This window comes from Ureibacillus xyleni, from assembly GCF_900217795.1.
In the GTDB taxonomy this organism is placed as follows: Bacteria; Bacillota; Bacilli; order Bacillales_A; family Planococcaceae; genus Ureibacillus; species Ureibacillus xyleni.
Genome location: NZ_OBMQ01000015.1, coordinates 1 through 16887, shown reverse-complemented (window position 1 = coordinate 16887; position 16887 = coordinate 1). Strand labels below are relative to the sequence as shown.

The 16887-nt window shown below is 36.2% G+C and carries 17 protein-coding genes and 1 rRNA gene; 6 read left to right on the top strand and 12 right to left on the bottom strand.

The window, feature by feature from the left end:
• Positions 1 to 19: 19 nt before the first annotated feature.
• The 5 genes from CRO00_RS16905 to CRO00_RS16885 form a co-directional block, all read right to left on the bottom strand.
• Positions 20 to 730, bottom strand: coding sequence for a CBS domain-containing protein (locus tag CRO00_RS16905; RefSeq protein ID WP_097074850.1), 711 nt, complete (start codon positions 728 to 730; stop codon positions 20 to 22).
• Between the two features lie 116 nt (positions 731 to 846).
• The gene (locus CRO00_RS16900) at positions 847 to 1629 is read right to left on the bottom strand and encodes an ABC transporter permease (RefSeq protein ID WP_097074849.1); all 783 of its coding nucleotides are present in this window, start codon (positions 1627 to 1629) and stop codon (positions 847 to 849) included.
• Complete coding sequence (locus CRO00_RS16895) at positions 1616 to 2518, bottom strand: ABC transporter ATP-binding protein (RefSeq protein ID WP_097074848.1); 903 nt, start codon at positions 2516 to 2518, stop codon at positions 1616 to 1618. The genes CRO00_RS16900 and CRO00_RS16895 overlap by 14 nt, the downstream gene beginning before the upstream one ends.
• Positions 2515 to 2715 (bottom strand): PLDc N-terminal domain-containing protein, encoded by a 201-nt coding sequence (locus CRO00_RS16890; RefSeq protein ID WP_097074847.1) that lies wholly within the window; start codon positions 2713 to 2715, stop codon positions 2515 to 2517. The genes CRO00_RS16895 and CRO00_RS16890 overlap by 4 nt, the downstream gene beginning before the upstream one ends.
• A 91-nt stretch (positions 2716 to 2806) precedes the next feature.
• Positions 2807 to 3751: a carbohydrate kinase family protein gene (locus CRO00_RS16885; RefSeq protein ID WP_097074846.1), complete on the bottom strand. Its 945-nt coding sequence runs from the start codon at positions 3749 to 3751 to the stop codon at positions 2807 to 2809.
• Positions 3752 to 3895: 144 nt separating this feature from the next.
• Between CRO00_RS16885 and CRO00_RS20620 the strand changes: the two genes are divergently transcribed.
• From CRO00_RS20620 to CRO00_RS16865, 5 genes are all read left to right on the top strand, one after another.
• Positions 3896 to 4261, top strand: a complete 366-nt coding sequence (locus CRO00_RS20620; RefSeq protein WP_337189424.1) for a GNAT family N-acetyltransferase — start codon at positions 3896 to 3898, stop codon at positions 4259 to 4261.
• Positions 4227 to 4469, top strand: a complete 243-nt coding sequence (locus CRO00_RS20615; protein WP_337189423.1) for a GNAT family N-acetyltransferase — start codon at positions 4227 to 4229, stop codon at positions 4467 to 4469. The genes CRO00_RS20620 and CRO00_RS20615 overlap by 35 nt, the downstream gene beginning before the upstream one ends.
• Before the next feature lie 18 nt (positions 4470 to 4487).
• The gene (locus tag CRO00_RS16875) at positions 4488 to 5381 is read left to right on the top strand and encodes an EamA family transporter (RefSeq protein ID WP_097074845.1); all 894 of its coding nucleotides are present in this window, start codon (positions 4488 to 4490) and stop codon (positions 5379 to 5381) included.
• 123 nt (positions 5382 to 5504) lie between these two features.
• Positions 5505 to 7028, top strand: coding sequence for an argininosuccinate lyase (gene argH, locus CRO00_RS16870; RefSeq protein ID WP_097074844.1), 1524 nt, complete (start codon positions 5505 to 5507; stop codon positions 7026 to 7028).
• A complete protein-coding gene (locus CRO00_RS16865) occupies positions 7021 to 7968 on the top strand; it encodes an N-acetylglucosamine kinase (RefSeq protein WP_097074843.1) in 948 nt (315 codons plus the stop codon). Before argH ends, CRO00_RS16865 begins: the two co-directional genes overlap by 8 nt.
• Positions 7969 to 7978: 10 nt before the next feature.
• On the opposite strand, the gene CRO00_RS16860 is transcribed toward CRO00_RS16865, so the two are convergent.
• The 6 genes from CRO00_RS16860 to aceA all read right to left on the bottom strand — a co-directional run bounded on the left by CRO00_RS16860 (position 7979) and on the right by aceA (position 15534).
• Entirely contained in the window at positions 7979 to 9226 is a 1248-nt protein-coding gene (locus CRO00_RS16860; protein WP_097074842.1) for a DUF5050 domain-containing protein, read from the bottom strand.
• Positions 9227 to 9267: 41 nt separating this feature from the next.
• Positions 9268 to 9663: a YkvA family protein gene (locus tag CRO00_RS16855; protein WP_097074841.1), complete on the bottom strand. Its 396-nt coding sequence runs from the start codon at positions 9661 to 9663 to the stop codon at positions 9268 to 9270.
• A gap of 144 nt (positions 9664 to 9807) precedes the next feature.
• Positions 9808 to 10527: a glycosyltransferase family 2 protein gene (locus tag CRO00_RS16850; RefSeq protein WP_202615701.1), complete on the bottom strand. Its 720-nt coding sequence runs from the start codon at positions 10525 to 10527 to the stop codon at positions 9808 to 9810.
• An 89-nt stretch (positions 10528 to 10616) separates the two neighbouring features.
• Positions 10617 to 12380, bottom strand: coding sequence for an adenine deaminase (gene ade / locus CRO00_RS16845; RefSeq protein ID WP_237658461.1), 1764 nt, complete (start codon positions 12378 to 12380; stop codon positions 10617 to 10619).
• A 120-nt stretch (positions 12381 to 12500) separates the two neighbouring features.
• A complete protein-coding gene (locus CRO00_RS16840) occupies positions 12501 to 13673 on the bottom strand; it encodes a pyridoxal-phosphate-dependent aminotransferase family protein (RefSeq protein ID WP_097074839.1) in 1173 nt (390 codons plus the stop codon).
• A 577-nt stretch (positions 13674 to 14250) separates the two neighbouring features.
• On the bottom strand, positions 14251 to 15534 hold the full coding sequence (aceA, locus tag CRO00_RS16835) for an isocitrate lyase (protein WP_097074838.1): 1284 nt from the start codon (positions 15532 to 15534) through the stop codon (positions 14251 to 14253).
• 213 nt (positions 15535 to 15747) lie between these two features.
• Here aceA and CRO00_RS16830 point away from each other — a divergent pair, with 213 nt between their 5' ends.
• Positions 15748 to 16419, top strand: coding sequence for a LytR/AlgR family response regulator transcription factor (locus CRO00_RS16830; protein WP_097074837.1), 672 nt, complete (start codon positions 15748 to 15750; stop codon positions 16417 to 16419).
• A 201-nt stretch (positions 16420 to 16620) separates the two neighbouring features.
• Here CRO00_RS16830 and rrf read toward each other — a convergent pair.
• Positions 16621 to 16736: ribosomal RNA gene (rrf, locus tag CRO00_RS16825) — 5S ribosomal RNA — on the bottom strand.
• Positions 16737 to 16887: the final 151 nt, after the last annotated feature.

The following is a 16887-nucleotide window of genomic DNA, read 5'->3' as shown; positions in this document are numbered from 1 at the left end:
ATAGCTTTACCACCTAACTTTAATCCACTTTCATTATGTCAATTGGTGTTATAATGCCAAGAAGTTTTTGTTGTGGTTTGCCGTGCTCAGTGATTAATAAAGCCTCGAACCTTTTCCCACGCTCTACTCCCTGTTTAAATATCTCCTCAGCATCATAAATAGTTATGTATCTACTAACAAACTTATAATTTACCCTATTTTTCTCATGATGCAAAATATCATACAGTGTCGGCATTTTTTTTGGCATTTGGTTACCTGCAATTGTCGTTGCTAACCAATTTGTAATGCCTACAGTCGTAACAAGTCCGCGAAATTCGTGCCCTTCATAAACAGGAAATTGTGTAAACTTTCGCTGCCGGATTACGTTTAATACATATTTTAGAGAATCGTTTACTTGAAAACAGAGCACTTTCTTTTGAAAAACTTGTCCTACTAATTTCGGCTTTGCTAATACGAGATCAATGTGTTCAATTCGACTTACTACTTTTGTGTGAGGTTCAGCAATCACATATTCCGCTGACGTACGATGGTGAACGATAGCATTGCGTAAATCTGCAAACGAGCGTAAATCATCCTCATATTTCCGGACTAATGCACTTTTCTTTTTGCCCTGATCTACTAACCGGTAAAAAGGCAAAAAATCTTTTGCACCAATAATTTCCCGTAATGTTAAACTAATACGATTAAACGCAATTAAGAAACGGTCTGAATTTCTTAATTTAGTTGTCATGTAATCCCTTCTTCCTGCTTTATTTCAAGAAAAATCTGGATATTCTATGTAAATTCTATTATATTCCAATTAAAATCAAAATAAAATAGCCCACCACTCAAGTGATAGGCTATAGTTTATATTTCTGTTGTTGACGCATTTCGTTGACACATAAAAATACCAAGTACAATAAAGAAAATCAGTAAACCTGTAGATAAACTTAAATTTAGAATAAAATTAGTTCGATCATAATAATCACTTAATAAAGATAATGCACTGCTTGGTAATTTCCACGGAGAAATAGATAGAAAACTACCAATTAAACTTTCGAAAATTGTACCACCAATTACCATAATAATCGTCAAGGTTGCGGCAATTACAGTTTTAAATGCAGCACTCATTGCTACTGTTACGGCCATAATTAAACAAATCCATAATAAATAAGTTGCAAGCATCCCTATAAATTGATCCCATTGAACTGGGCCATACAATAATACTGTATAATACAGACTTGCAGCATATCCTGCAATTACGCTAATTACTGCTACAAGACAAGCTACCAACCATTTACTTAAGAATAACGCCATATGCGAAATGGGGCGCACATATAAAAGTGTTGCAGTTCCATTTTGTCGTTCCCTACTAATCGTACCAACAAATGTAGCGATTAATACAATTAGTCCGATTGATTGAAATTGACCTGTTGATGCTGCAAGAATATCGGCTGGTGAAAGTTCAGGCATTACCATTTGAAACCCTTCTGGCATTTCTCCAACAGCCTTTAAAATATCCATCAAGTAATAATTTAATATTGGGTCACTAACACCTAGTAAGATGAATACGAGAGGAATCCATAATATTTTAAAGCTACGCCAGCTTTCACGTAACTCTTTACCCATTAAAACGTTAAACTGACTCATGACTTCCTACCACCTTCATGAAGATTTCCTCTAAATTAGCTGTCACTTTTTCGATACTTTCAATCGAAAAGTTACTATTAGCTAAACGGTTTAGCAATTGTTGCATTGTTGGTTGATCATGGTCAATTTCTACAAACACCGTTTCCCCTTCTACATTACAATGAAGCTCTGCCTGACTTGCAAACTGTAAAGCCTGTTCCTGCGAGCTAAATTTTATCTTGATACGAGGTTCTTCAAAACGTGCTCGCACCTCATTTAAAGACCCCTTCTCCACTAGCTTTCCACCTCTTAGAAACAAAAGTTGATCTGTCATTTCTTCCGCATCGTTTAAAATATGAGTAGAATATAGAATTGTTGTTTCATTCTGAATTTCTTTTAATAAGTTCATGATTTCTCTTCGTCCTACTGGATCTAAAGCTGATACTGGTTCATCTAATAACAGCAACTTTGGTTTATGGACAAGGGCTTGCGCAATTCCTAACCGCTGCTTCATCCCTCCAGAAAATGTTTCTGTTTTTTTATGAAGAGCCGAACCTAAACCAACATATTCTAATATTTTCTGAGATTGTAATCTTGCTTGCTTTGCCTCGACACCACTTAATTTCGCAGCCATTTCTGTGTATTCAAGGGCAGATAACCATGAAAAGAATTTCGGATACTGTGGCAAAAACCCTATGACCGAGCGCATATCCTTTACCCCATCCATCTTAATACTACCGGATGTTTGACTCAGTAAACCTGTAAGCATGGACAGAGTCGTCGTTTTTCCAGCTCCATTTGGTCCAATTAACGCAGTAGACGTATTTGATTCAATGGAAAATGAAATATGGTCAACTACTGTTTGATTGCCAAATGTTTTTGTTAAATCCGATACTGAAATAAGTGTCATGATTGTTTTCTCCCTATAATAAAGTACACAATGGATCCAAGTAGATTACCGATAATGATAATAATCGCCCATAACCATTTCGGTCCGTTTGTCGCGTGGATTCTTGATAAATCAATTAAAGCCACAACCATTAAGATTAACTGGATTAGTAATAATGGTGCAATTAACGCCCAAGGTACTGCTTGTAACTCTCCCATTCTCTTCACCCCTATAATTTCTTATGTTAGCTTCAGTATAAAGTTGAATAAAAAAACCGACAACAGAATGATTGTTGTCGGTGGTCGATTTTTATAACCAGTGGTTGATTTCTTCTAGATTTGGCAGTGCAGATAATGCACCAGCCTTTGTTGCAGCAAATGCTCCTAGTATATTTCCAAAACCTACACACTTTACCAACTCGTTATGAGTAGTTGGTAACCCATTATAATGAACAAATCGTAGTACTCCCGCCATAAATGCATCACCAGCTCCAGTTGTATCAACAGCTTCTACTTTTTCGGTTGGTACATGAATCACTTCACCATTTAATACAGCATAAGCTCCATCAGCACCAACAGTAATTAAAACGATTGGCACTAAATATTGATTAATTACTTCTATACCATCTTGAAGGTTTTCTGTTTTTGTTAAGAAAAACAGTTCCTCATCTGTTAGTTTTAAAATGTGAGCATCCTCAAAAAAGGAAATAATCGTTTCTCTACAAATTTCTGCACTACTCCAACGTAACGGTCGGATGTTTGCGTCAATGGCAATAATTGCACCATTTTCCTTTGCCATATCTACACCTTTCCTAGTAGTAGCAAGTGCCGTTGGATGAAACATAGTACCCGAACAAACATTAAAAATGGAAGCTCTTTTAAAGGCCTCTTCATCTAACTGATGAGGCTCTACTTGTAGGTCTGGAGTTTCATCTACATAATCTTTAAATACTCGTTCACACTCTTCTGTTAGATGTACATATACCCCACTAACACGTTTTTCCGGCACGATAATTGAATAATCTATATTTACGCCCTCATTGCTGATTTCAGCACGGACGAATTTTGATGTTTCATCTTCACCAGTTATTGTTATTAATGCTGAAGGTGCACCAATTCGGCTAATACCTGCTGCAACATTAACTGTTGCCCCGCCTAAAAATGTTGTAAAGGATGTGTTCGTTTTATCATTCGCTATATAATCAACAAAAGCGTCTCCGTATACTAATACAAAATCTTTTTTTGGGTGACTCATAAGTTGTCTGACCTCCGAATATGTGCTGAAATAAGATTAACATAAAATTTACACAGCTTTAAAGTTTTATACTATTCAGACAGGGGGAAAGGTCATAATTTCCTTCAATATTTTGCTATAATTTTAATGAAAGGAAGGATCACTATGACTATTTGCATTAGACAAGCAATACCCGAAGATGCAAAATATGTTGCACCATTAATTTATGAAGCAATTGGGAAAATTGCAAACCGTTTAACAGGGCAATCTGATTACAATAAAATTATTTTTGAACTAGAGGGTTTATTTATTCGTACAGATAATCGCCATTCCTATATAAATACGTATGTTGCGGAAAATATAGAGAAAACGGCAATTTTAGGTATACTTGTTCTTTATAGTGGTAAGGATGGCAGAAAATTAGACAATTCTTTACAGCAGTGGCTTAAAGAGAAGCATGCTCCAGTAACAACGATTGAGGCTGAAGCGCATCCTGATGAATTTTATGTGGATACCATTTGTGTGCACTAAATCTTCTAGAGGTCTAGGGGTTGGGACAAAATTACTGAACTTCGCAGAACAGGTAGCACAGAAGAAAGACTTTTCAAAAATATCTTTAAATGTGGAAATTGGAAAAGACCAAGCACGTAATTTATACGAACGGAATGGATATATAATTACGGAACCATGGACAATTATTGGTGAACCTTTTTATCACATGGTTAAAACAATTAAATAACAATAGGTAGGTCACAGCATGAATTCACAACTAATTTACTCATTATTCATTGTTATAGCCTCTAGTAGCTACGGGATCTTATCCACTATTATTAAAGTAGCGATGGGACACGGTTTTACTTCCGCAGAAGCTGTAACAAGTCAATATATAGTAGGTTTCATTTTAGCGTTTATTTTATTTCTCGTTACTCAAAGAACATTGCCGCGCTTAACGAAAGCTGGCGTTTTAACGATTACTTTTGCAGGGATTTTTACATCAACAACCGGCATTGTTTATGGCAAATCATTAGACTACTTACCTGCCTCCCTTGCAGTAGTCATGTTATTTCAATTTACATGGATGGGGATGCTGATTGATTGTATAAGAAGAAAAAGATTGCCAAGTCGCCCTGAAGTTTTTTCCCTACTTTTCTTATTTGCAGGAACTATACTGTCTGCTGGCATTATCGATGTGGATCTTTCCAATATTGCTTGGCAAGGATGGTTATTCGGTTTAACTTCTGCATTAAGCTTTGCAATTTTTATACAAATTAATTCCCGACCAGTGGAAGGTATATCGACAATTACACGAACGTTTTTCATGTCATTTGTTGCCCTCATTATGATTAGCATCTTTTTAGCACCAGAAATTATTTGGAATGGTACGTTATTTAAAACGAATTTATGGATGTTCGGTCTAGCTCTAGGGGTATTTGGCATTATCTTACCAATTCTACTATTCTCAATTGCAGGACCTAAAGTAGGTGGAGGACTATCTTCTATTTTAAGCGCGATGGAATTACCTGTTGCAATACTTGCGGCAGGTATTGTATTACACGAAACATTAACGATTTTACAGTTCTTTGGAATTGTATTAGTACTAATTGGTATGACTTTACCAACTGTACTAGCCCAAAGGAAAAATTTAATTTAACATCTAATAGTAATAAATATCTCGTTCATAACATTGTGCATTAAAGCGTTGAAAGATAGTACAAGTAAGCTTCAAGAGAAGATACAATGGGGATGGATATGTATTATTTTCGGAGGCGATTCTATGGTGTTTCAAGATTTTAGGAGCAGAATAAATCAAATCGAAGGAGACCAGTTCCCTTCTAATAGTTATCGTCAAATGGTGCTTCAACCTGCCTATGACGAAGCAAAAAAGCATTTTTTAAAATCAATGGTGCACATACATATCGCCCATTTAAAAATGCTTGAGGAACAGCAGCTTATCTCACCAAGCGATGCTAAGCAAATCGGGCAGGCGATTGCTAAGCTTGACTTGAATTATTATGAACAACGAGACTACAACCCTCAGTTTGAAGATTTGTTTTTCCGCATTGAAAATAAACTGATTGAATTAGCTGGTGATGTTGCGGGGAATTTACACATTGGTCGTTCTCGCAACGACATGGGGATTGCCATTTACCGCATGACGTTAAGAAAGAAATTACTTGCTTTAATGGCGGAATTACTCGCTCTAAGGTCATCCTTAATTGCTTTTGCCCAAGAGCATGTAGATACGATTATGATCGGCTATACCCACACCCAACAAGCACAACCTACAACATTTGCGCATTATTTAAAAGCCGTAATAGACCAACTGACTCGTGACTTTAAACGGATGCAGGCAGCCTTTGAAACGATCAACCAAAGTAGTATGGGGGCAGCTGCATTAACAACTACTGGTTTTAACATTAATCGTGATCGTATGAAAGAACTACTCGGGTTTGATGGAGTGATTGAAAATGCTTGGGATGCTGTGGCTGGTGCAGACTATATTGCTGAATTAGCAGGTGTTGTACAACTTGCTGCATTGAATCTTGGTCGCACTTCACAAGATTTCCTACTTTGGGCTACCCAAGAGTTTAATGCCATCAATCTTGCGAGTCCATACGTGCAAGTAAGCTCTATTATGCCTCAAAAACGAAATCCTGTTTCCATAGAGCATACAAGATCCCTTCTATCTTCTGTATATGGTGATGCTTCAACAGTACTACAAATGATTCATAACACGCCGTTTGGGGATATTGTGGATACGGAAGATGATATGCAGCCTTATTTATGGCGTGCAATGGAAAAACTTAGAGGCATTTACAAACTATTTGGCAGTGTAGTTGTAACGATGGATGTTAATAAAGAAAAACTATTGAAACGTGCAGAAAATAGCTTTGCAAATGTAACAGAGCTTGCAGATTCACTAGTACGTTCAGAAAATATTTCATTCCGTCAATCCCATCGCATTGTAAGTAGTTGCGTTAAAACTCTATTAAAAGCTAAAGAAGAAACATTAGAACAATTAACTTGGGAATTGGCGAATGAAAAGTCAATGGAAGTAACGGGAAAACCTTTGAAAATATCAAAAGAAGAATTTTATAAAGTATTAAAACCGGAATTTTTTGTTCATGTACGGTCATTAACAGGGGGACCTGCGCCAGAAACGATGCGTAATTCCCTAATTCAATCACAAGCTGTCTCCCCTTTATTAGAAAGTTGGGTAACAGGAAAAAATACACACCTTCAAAAATGTGAAGAGCAACTTTACGAATTTCTTGAAGGTTGGAATAAACATGACTAATCAAATACTGTTAGCCATTGATGGTGGTGCCACGAAAACGACTATTTCCGTTCGTTCTAATAGCGGAAAATGTATTTTTGAAAAAACAGCAACAGGCTCAAACTATCAAGCAATTGGGATAGATCCAGTGGAGAAATTAATTGCTCAATTACTAAAAGATGTTTATGACTCTACTAAACTTAATAATATAAATGTTGCTGTTTTTGCAATGGCGGGTATTGATACGGACCAAGATTTAACCATTGTCAAAGAGATGATTACAAAAGTTGTGCAATACAGCCCTTTGTTCATTGATACAATTATTGTAGAAAATGATGTTCACGCGACATTGCTTGGTTTATTGGACAAAAACAAATCCGGAGCCCTCATCATTTCCGGTACTGGTTCAATTGGCTTTGCAATAGACTACAATGGAAACGTATATCGCACTGGTGGTTGGGGTCATCGTATAGGTGATGAAGGTAGCGGCTATTGGATTGGAAAAGAAATTGTAAATCTACTATTTCGCTTAGAAGATGGGCGTAATCTAACGCCAACGATTTTAAAGGAACTTGTTTTTGAACAACTGAATATCGAAAATTCTGATCAACTTATGACATGGCTATACGCTCCACACTACACGAATTCAATGCTGGCAAGTATTAGTTCCGTTTTACCTAGAGCAGTTGAATTAAATGATGAAATGGCCCTTTCAATTAGCCAACATGCAGCACAAGAGCTAGCTGATTTAGCTGTTACGACGTTGAAAAAGTTGCCAACGATTGATGAGCCATTCACATTATTTTTAAATGGAAGTATCTTTAAATACCATCCATTTATTTTAAGCCAATTTCAAAAATTGACGAAGGAACACTTCCCAACGATTTGTTTTCAGTTATGCGATGAACCTCCCATTGAATACATCGTGCGAAGAGCCAAAAATCGCGGCCTACCATTGTAAGCCGCGATTTTTATAGTTCTAATTTTTTTAATCCATCATCTGTCGAGAAGTATAAATACCCATCTTCTACAAAGAGATTTTCTACTTTTTCTTTATATAGGACCGTTTCATCTGATCCATCTGTTCGGATTTTTGATAAATATGCCCCTTTTGAGTAATTGCTAAAGTAAATCCAATCTCCAAAGCCAACGATAAATTGAGCACGACTATCGGTTAAACGACTACTTTCCCCCGTTTTTATATTCATTCGGTAAAGGATATTGTCATCATTTACATTGCTATAGTAAATCATCCCATCTTCTTCATAGGCGTGATCAATTTGAGCCATAAAAGCGTATTTTTTACTGTTTGCTCTAGGATAATCTGATTGTATCCAGGTATGGTCCTTTTTCATCTTCGTATCATTCATTAAGAAGTACTCATAACGAACAACATTTTTGCGGTCCGGTGTAGGGTCATTCCATGTTGTATCAAGGTGATACCATTCTCCATCAACCTTTACTAGATTCCAAGCATGTCCACCTGTATAAACTTCTCCTACTACATATTTCGTTTCAATTCCTAGGCCTTGTAACATTTTTAAAGCAAGTAATGCATATCCTTGGCACACGCCTTTTCCTTCTGCCACTACTGCGCAGGCACTATGTGGACTAGCCGTAGAATCTTCGCTATATACAGCATTTTTGACAATGTAATCATTCACAAACTTTACCTTCTCAAAATCAGACATTGACTCTGGAGATGCTGTTGCAAGTATGGATGCGACTTTCTCATCAACAATTTGTTCTTGAGCCGCATTTGTTAAATAAGTTTGGTGGACTTTAATTTTTGCATCAAACCGACCATATTCATATTCTATTTTTCTATTTGATAGATGACCTAAAATATAATGATCTCGATCTGCAGCCAAATCTACAGCACTTTCAATTAAATTTTCAATATCCGTTGTACTTCCAACATAGGTAATTTCAAAATCTGTTTCCCAATTGCTAAAGTAATAGTAAAATGCATCGGCTAATTCTTCTACTGTTTTTACTGTGCTCGGTAATTCAGCATTTTTAACCGTTGCAGCAGTATAAATGAGCGTATCCTTAGCTGTATTAGATACAGATGAAATAACTTCTGTCGTTGCATCTTCTATATTAATATTATTTTCGTTGAGATATTGCTTTGCATCCTCGTACAAAGTTAAGCCGAAATCATACGTCGGCTTTGCTAGTACAATGACAATGACGAGAAATGTTATTCGTTTTAACATAGTACTTCACCTCAGAGATTTCGGCATTAAATATTATAAGTTTATATTTCATATTCAATGTTTGGCATATATTTATCACCAAACATTTTCTTTAATAATTCATGTCCTTCTTCTTTCATTTCATCGGTAATGGAAGAGTAAATAACAGATAATGCTTTAAAAATAACAACTGCATCGTCGGCCAATCCAACTGTTGGTAAGAAGTCCGCAATAAGGTCGATCGGCAGAATAAAATAGCCTAGTACACCAATAATTAAAAGCTTTTGCTCCTTTGGCAAATCTGGGCTTTTCAATGCACTAAATAACGTAGCTACACCGTGTAAAGCTCTAAAACCTAAATTCAATCCATATGTTTTCATTTTATTTAAAAATTTATTAGGTGCATAGTGTTTTCCTTTTCCTTTTACGACGGTTTCTAATTCTAAGTTTTCATCCATTTTGTTTCCTCCTTAAGAACATACAGTGCGTTTCTATTAGCATTACCAACTAATTAAAAAAGTACTACATAAAAGATACTTTATATAATCAGCCCTTTTTTTGCAGTACATGTATGTTTACGTGGTGGAAGAATAAAGGTTTCATTACTCATGTTGCTTTTTACTTTTTGTATATGTAGTAATCATTTGTTGAATTAATTTATGTGCATTTGTAATTTCATCATAAAACATAATCGAATTTTTCTTAATCCGCGCTTGCCCTATTGGAATTTCGTAAATCGGTATTTTCCTTTTTATTGCCTCCACGAGCATATTCGTATCAAAACTAAAATCTTCCCCATTTACTCTGATTAACCAAGGAAGTACTTGCTTTGGTATACAACGTAAACTTGTTTGGGTATCTAGCAAGCGTCTGTGGAAAAACAACTCAAACAAGACAGAAGCAGCTCTGTTTCCAATTGTACTTATGAGCGGCATATCCTTTGTATTAAAATTTCTTACCCCAAGGATAATTCCATCCGAAAATAACTCTGCATGACGAATGATTTGTGCTACATCCTCTATTTGATGTTGCCCATGTGCTCCTGCAGTAATAATTGAGTCTACATTTTTATGGTGATTTAAAACATATGAAAAACCTGTTTTTAAAGCTCTACCTTTTCCTAAATTTTCTCCGTGATTTAATACAGTGCACCATTCTATATTCTGTAATTCTTTAAAAACTGGCTCATATTTTTCGTCACTGCCATCATTAATAATAATAATTTTATCAATATTTATCTCTTTCAATGTATTCACGTAATCTATAATCGAGTTTAATGGATTAAGTGCAGGTATTATTACAACAGTTTTTACCACATGCATCCCCTCTATAAATGTTTTTAACCTACACTAAATTTTATCCCTCTCAACTTAGGAATTCAATGGGAAGGATAAGTGGAAGAAATCCTGCCCTACACACCAGGATTCTCAGAAACAACTTCCACTGGTATATGTTCAAAACTTTTGACATTAAACAGACCAGTAGCAGTTAATTTTAACTCTGGAATTACGGGTAAACTTAAAAATGATAAAGTCAAAAATAAATGAAAATGTAGATCTGAATGTATTTTGTGAAGCGCACCATGAACTTCTTTAAGTTTCACGGCAGCTTCTTCAGCCGATAAAGTTGTCATTAATCCAGCAATTGGCAAAGCTAGGGAACCAATCACTTTTCCTTCATTTACAACGACTAAGCCACCTTGCATAGATTGTAATGCTTCGAGAGCTGTTAACATATCTTCATCGTTTGTCCCAACGACGATTGCATTATGTGAATCATGAGCAATTGTTGTGGCGATTGCACCCTTTTTCAAACCTAACCCATGCACAATTCCAAGCCCTTTCAAACCAAGAGAATGATGACGCTCAATAACTGCTATTTTAAGTAAATCATGTTCTATGGAAGGTATAAAAACACCATCCTTGACATCTACCTCTTTTTCAATATGTTTGGTCATGATCTGATTTGGTATTATTTCGATAACATTTGCTCGATTCCCTTCACTAAAATGAATTTCGAAATCATTTTTTGTAAGATTCGGGATGTTAACAGATTGGAGAATAGTTTGATCAATATCTTTTCGTCTTCCAGTACTATTTAGCATTTTTTGATTTTCAGCAACTTTGACGCCATTTTTCCAAACTGCCCCAATATCCATACTATGCAAATCTTCTAGCATAATAAAATCAGCAATGTATCCTTCAGCAATTGCACCTTTTCCATCTAAACGATAGCATTCTGCAGCATTGATAGTAGCAAGTTGAATGGCCTGAAGAGGATTCATACCATGCTTAATTGCGAGCCTAACTGCATGATTTATACTTCCTTCTTCCATCAACTCATCTAAATGTTTATCATCTGTACAAAAAGCAAAACGGCGTGCATTTACAGGTGTAACAGCAGGTAATAAATCAAGTAAATTTTTAGCTGCAGACCCTTCACGTATTAATACATACATTCCTTGTTTAATTCTCTCTCTAGCTTCCTCTGCAGTGACACATTCATGATCAGTTCGAATTCCTGCTACACGATAGCCTCTTAACTGTTCACCAGTTAAACCTGCTCCATGGCCATCAATCATTTTATTTGAATGACTTGCAAGAACAAGTTTTTCTAACATATCCCAATCTGTGTTTAATACTGAGGGAAAATCCATAACTTCTGCAAGGCCTAATACTTGGTCATTTTGTAGAAATGGAGCTAAATCCTTTGCTTTCATTATGGCTCCAGCATGTTCAAATGAGGTACTTGGAACACTTGAAGGCAACATAAAGTATATGTCCATAAGTGCATTTTTAGCATCGTCCAACATAAATTGCATACCCTTTGCACCTGATACATTGACGATTTCATGAGGGTCTGTAATAACTGAAGTAATTCCGTGGGGCAATAATATTTGACTAAACTGAGAAGGAGGCAACATTGAAGACTCAATATGGATATGTGCATCAATTAATCCCGGAATCACATATTTTCCATTAGCATCTTCCGTCCGCTTTGCACTATATTCATCTTGATTATCTAGTGCAACAATCATGCCATCTGCCACAACAATATTTGCCTTTCTCCAGCAAAGTGAAAAGACATCCGCAACATAAGCGTTTTTTAAAATAAAATCTGCCTCAACTCGTTTTTGAGAAATTTCGATTAATCTTTTCATAGTTTGCATATCCATTTAAACAGCTCCTTCTCTATCAATACTACTATTTTTGATAATATATTTATTTAATCCGCTTAATATAACTATAAAAAGACTCCTAGAAACAACGTGTTTATAGGAGTCTTTATGGTTCTATTAATTATTCACAACTTCACCAATTACATCATTCAAAGCATTTACAGCAGCTTCAGGATTAACATCTAACCCTTGATTTTGAAGTACTTCTCCAATTGTTCGAATGGCTTGTTCTAGCATTTCAGCTGTTGTATTTCCCATATGTCCAATTCGGAAAGCCTTGCCAGCTAAATGCGCTAGAGCACCAGCAACAATAACCCCTTTTTCTGCAAGTTGTGAACGAAAGGCAGCATCATTCACTCCATCTGGGTATAAAATACAGCTTAACGTTGGAGCAGCAACCTCTTCAGAAGCAAGAGGAATCATTCCATAAGTCCGTAATGCTGTACGAACTGCACGTCCAAAGGCAATATGACGTTTCTCACGTTGTTGAATACCTTCGTCAAGAACAATTTTTAATGCCGTATCAAATGCATAAATTAAATTAACAGGCGGTGTAGCAAAGTATTTCGAAGGATCTTGCATAATCGGTAACCAGTTATAAATATCGCTATAGTAAGCAGGTACTTGTCCCAATTCTTCCCTTGCCTTTAAAGCTGTTTGATTAAATGCAACGATAGCAAGACCCGGTGGAATGCCTATTGCTTTTTGAGACCCTGTTAACACTATGTCAATTTTGTATCCCGATTCACCATAAGACTTACTCATATTTTCATCAAGGGCGGCAGTAGCTACAACGCCATCAAGAATGACTAAAGCCCCTGATGCTTTAATTATTGGTACAAGTACATCTAAATCTGAAACAACACCTGTTGAAGTATCTGCATGAGTAATCGTTACCGCTTTATATTTACCTTCAGCTAATTTTGCTTCCACTAATCCTGCATCAACCTGTTTGCCCCATTCAGATTGTAGAACATCAACTTCAATTCCAAAACTTTTAGCAAGCGGTGTAAAACGATCACCGAAATACCCATGACTTATCACAAGTAATTTTTCCCCTCTGCCAACTGTATTGACAATTGCCATTTCCATTGCAAGTGTGCCAGAACCTGCTACTACAAATACTTCCCCGTCTGTTTGTAATAACTGCTTTGTTCTCTCAATTGCACTTTTAAAAATTGCCACAAAACGAGGATCCGTATGCCCCCTTGTTTCGCTTGCTAACGCATCATAAATTTCATCTACTACTGGAGTAGGTCCCGGTACTAAAAGTAATTCTTTATTTCTCATCCAAACACTCCCCCTTTACTATGTATCAAGCTTAGTTTTTTTATATTCTACAAATACATTTAAATTCCTTTTAAGCTCACTTCATAGACTTCCTAATAGAAGCAGATAGTTTTATTATTCTTGTTATAAAAGAAAGCCTTACTAGAAATATAACTAGTAAGGCATACATCCCCATTTGCTATTGAATTATCATTCAGATTATCAATTTAGGAGGCAACCTTTTGATAATCTGACCCCCATGTTTAAATCGCTACTTTTTGTCCCTAGTAAATTACCTTTTTTCTATATTAGAAAAGATAGGAATTCAACTATTCAATCTTGCTCTAATTAAAGACTTAAACAGTTAAGCCGCTTCCTCGTACCGACCACTGTTATAGGCTTGTTCCCCAACAGCCACTTTAATTTTTACAAGCATTATTTAATACTGATTATCAAATTTCTCATGTAGCAGAACAATGAACACTAGATATTGAGGATTTACAATATTATGTTCATTATTTAAAAAGTGCCTCGGATTAAATTCTTACATTAATATATGTTAGATTAATAGCTTTCATCCGAGGCTCTCACAGTTATATTATACGAATTGTTCTGTTTCAGTTGATCCAGACATCGCTGTAGTTGAAGATTGACCACCAGAAATAGTTTGTGCTACTTCATCAAAGTAACCAGTACCTACTTCACGTTGGTGACGAGTTGCTGTATAGCCTTTAGACTCAGCAGCAAACTCAGCTTGTTGTAATTTAGAGTATGCAGCCATACCGTTATCTTTGTAATCATGCGCAAGCTCGAACATTGAGTAGTTTAAGCTGTGGAAACCAGCAAGAGTAATGAATTGGAATTTGTATCCAAGTTTACCTAACTCACGTTGATATTCAGCGATCTCTTCATCAGATAATTTAGCTTTCCAGTTGAATGATGGAGAGCAGTTATAAGCTAACATTTTGCCTGGGAATTTCGCATGGATTGCAGTAGCGAATTCACGAGCTTCTTCTAATGATGGGTGAGAAGTTTCGCACCAGATTAAGTCAGCGTATGGTGCATATGCTAAACCACGTGCGATTGCTTGTTTAATACCTGCATTAGTACGGTAGAACCCTTCTGGAGTACGCTCACCAGTTAAGAATTCTGCATCACGTGGATCGATATCAGATGTTACCATGTCAGCAGCATCAGCATCTGTACGAGCAATTAGGATTGTATCTACACCCATAACGTCACAAGCAAGACGAGCGGCGATTAAGTTACGGATAGCGTTTTGAGTTGGAAGTAATACTTTACCACCTAAGTGTCCGCATTTTTTCTCAGAAGCTAATTGGTCTTCTAAGTGAACACCAGATGCTCCAGCTTCAATCATACCTTTTACAAGTTCGAATACGTTTAATGGACCACCGAAGCCTGCTTCAGCATCAGCTACGATTGGAGCAAACCAATCAAAACCATCTTCGCGACCTTCTGCGTGATCGATTTGGTCTGCACGTTGTAATGCTTGATTAATACGTTTAACAACTTGTGGTACAGAGTTTGCTGGGTATAATGATTGGTCAGGATACATTTGACCAGCAACGTTTGCATCTGCAGCTACTTGCCAACCAGATAGGTAGATAGCTTTTAAACCAGCTTTAACTTGTTGTACTGCTTGGTTACCAGTTAGTGCACCTAATGCATTGATAAATGGCTCTTCGTGTAATGATTTCCAAAGGCGAGCAGCACCACGTTTAGCTAATGTTTGCTCTTGAACGAATGAACCTTGTAATTTTACTACTTCTGCAGCGTCATATCCGCGTTCGATTCCTTTCCAACGTGGATTTTCTGCCCAATCTTTTTTAATTGCATCGATTCTTTCTTGTCTTGTTACCATTATATAAACACCTTCCCCTTTGTTTAAATACTCTGTTTGTGAAATAATTCATTTTACCCTGTTCCATAACAGAAGTATTTGTTGTAAATTAATATATAACAGTATTTAATTATTTTCATTATTTTCTGACGAAATAGTGTTTTTTTGGGATAAAAGGGTATTTTAGTAAGATAAAGATTCGATTAAGATAGATACAAGGGGGAATATATCTACATGGGGAATGAGAATTTTCAAATATCAAGAGAAGAGTTTGACCAATTCAAAATTATATTAGAAGATTGGATATCTAAAGATGCTTCGATTGCAATTGCAATTGGAGATTCTTATGTTTACCATTCGAAAAGTGAACATCATAATCACCTAAAGTTCGAAATGTCTGTCCATCCAGAAAGCATTGCTGCACGTGTTCTTAAAACAAGAAAAAAAACAGAAGCACTCATGGATAATTCAATTTTGGGGGAACCATATTATGCAATAGGTTATCCAATATATTTCAAACAACAAGATGCTGCTTTAATTGTTATTCTCCCTTCCACATATACCGAGGAAAAACGAAAGCCTTACAAATTTTTAACGGGAAAGCAAGATGAAGATTGGACACCGATACCAATTGAGCAAATTTCTTATATTGAAAGTTTACAAAAACGAACATGGTTCTACGCGCATAATGAACAATACAAAACGAATATTACCTTAAAAGAACTCCAGACAAAGTTGCCAGATTTTTTTGTGAGAATACACCGATCTTATATTCTTAATATTTACTTTATTAAAAGAATTTCTAGGGATTTAGCTTCAAATTTTATTGTTGAATTAAAAAGTGGAGCTGCGCTTCCAGTAAGCCAATCATATATTAATGATTTAAGAAAAGTATTGGAGTTTTAGTTTAAATGGAGGGTTAACTTACATTAAGTGAAAATATAAAAGCAAATTGATTTTTTGGATTCGGAAATTTTAGAGGATTAGGACGAATGCTTTGTAGTACAAACCGCTTCGTCCTTCTTAGTTATTCCTAAATTTTACTTAAAAAAGCATTGAGCCATTTTCGCATCAAAAAACACCACTAAGTTTTAGTGGTGTTTTTTTGCCTAGCAACGTCCTACTCTCACAGGGGGAAGCCCCCAACTACCATCGGCGCTAAAGAGCTTAACTTCCGTGTTCGGTATGGGAACGGGTGTGACCTCTTTGCCATTATCACTAGACCACATATTTAGTTGAAAGATGCTTGTTCTCTCAAAACTGGATAAAGACATTGACATACAAACTTCAAGCTAAAATTGGTTAAGTCCTCGATCGATTAGTATTCGTCAGCTCCATGTGTCACCACACTTCCACCTCGAACCTATCTACCTC

Coding starts and splice junctions, on each gene's coding strand:
- aceA (WP_097074838.1), bottom strand. CDS start 15,534: ATGGTAACAAGACAAGAAAGAATCGATGCAATTAAAAAAGATTGGGCA.
- CRO00_RS16850 (WP_202615701.1), bottom strand. CDS start 10,527: ATGCATGTGGTAAAAACTGTTGTAATAATACCTGCACTTAATCCATTA.
- CRO00_RS16905 (WP_097074850.1), bottom strand. CDS start 730: ATGACAACTAAATTAAGAAATTCAGACCGTTTCTTAATTGCGTTTAAT.
- CRO00_RS16830 (WP_097074837.1), top strand. CDS start 15,748: ATGGGGAATGAGAATTTTCAAATATCAAGAGAAGAGTTTGACCAATTC.
- CRO00_RS16840 (WP_097074839.1), bottom strand. CDS start 13,673: ATGAGAAATAAAGAATTACTTTTAGTACCGGGACCTACTCCAGTAGTA.
- CRO00_RS16855 (WP_097074841.1), bottom strand. CDS start 9,663: ATGGATGAAAACTTAGAATTAGAAACCGTCGTAAAAGGAAAAGGAAAA.
- CRO00_RS16865 (WP_097074843.1), top strand. CDS start 7,021: ATGACTAATCAAATACTGTTAGCCATTGATGGTGGTGCCACGAAAACG.
- CRO00_RS16885 (WP_097074846.1), bottom strand. CDS start 3,751: ATGAGTCACCCAAAAAAAGATTTTGTATTAGTATACGGAGACGCTTTT.
- CRO00_RS20620 (WP_337189424.1), top strand. CDS start 3,896: ATGACTATTTGCATTAGACAAGCAATACCCGAAGATGCAAAATATGTT.
- CRO00_RS16900 (WP_097074849.1), bottom strand. CDS start 1,629: ATGAGTCAGTTTAACGTTTTAATGGGTAAAGAGTTACGTGAAAGCTGG.
- argH (WP_097074844.1), top strand. CDS start 5,505: ATGGTGTTTCAAGATTTTAGGAGCAGAATAAATCAAATCGAAGGAGAC.
- ade (WP_237658461.1), bottom strand. CDS start 12,380: ATGGATATGCAAACTATGAAAAGATTAATCGAAATTTCTCAAAAACGA.
- CRO00_RS16875 (WP_097074845.1), top strand. CDS start 4,488: ATGAATTCACAACTAATTTACTCATTATTCATTGTTATAGCCTCTAGT.
- CRO00_RS16895 (WP_097074848.1), bottom strand. CDS start 2,518: ATGACACTTATTTCAGTATCGGATTTAACAAAAACATTTGGCAATCAA.
- CRO00_RS16890 (WP_097074847.1), bottom strand. CDS start 2,715: ATGGGAGAGTTACAAGCAGTACCTTGGGCGTTAATTGCACCATTATTA.
- CRO00_RS20615 (WP_337189423.1), top strand. CDS start 4,227: ATGAATTTTATGTGGATACCATTTGTGTGCACTAAATCTTCTAGAGGT.
- CRO00_RS16860 (WP_097074842.1), bottom strand. CDS start 9,226: ATGTTAAAACGAATAACATTTCTCGTCATTGTCATTGTACTAGCAAAG.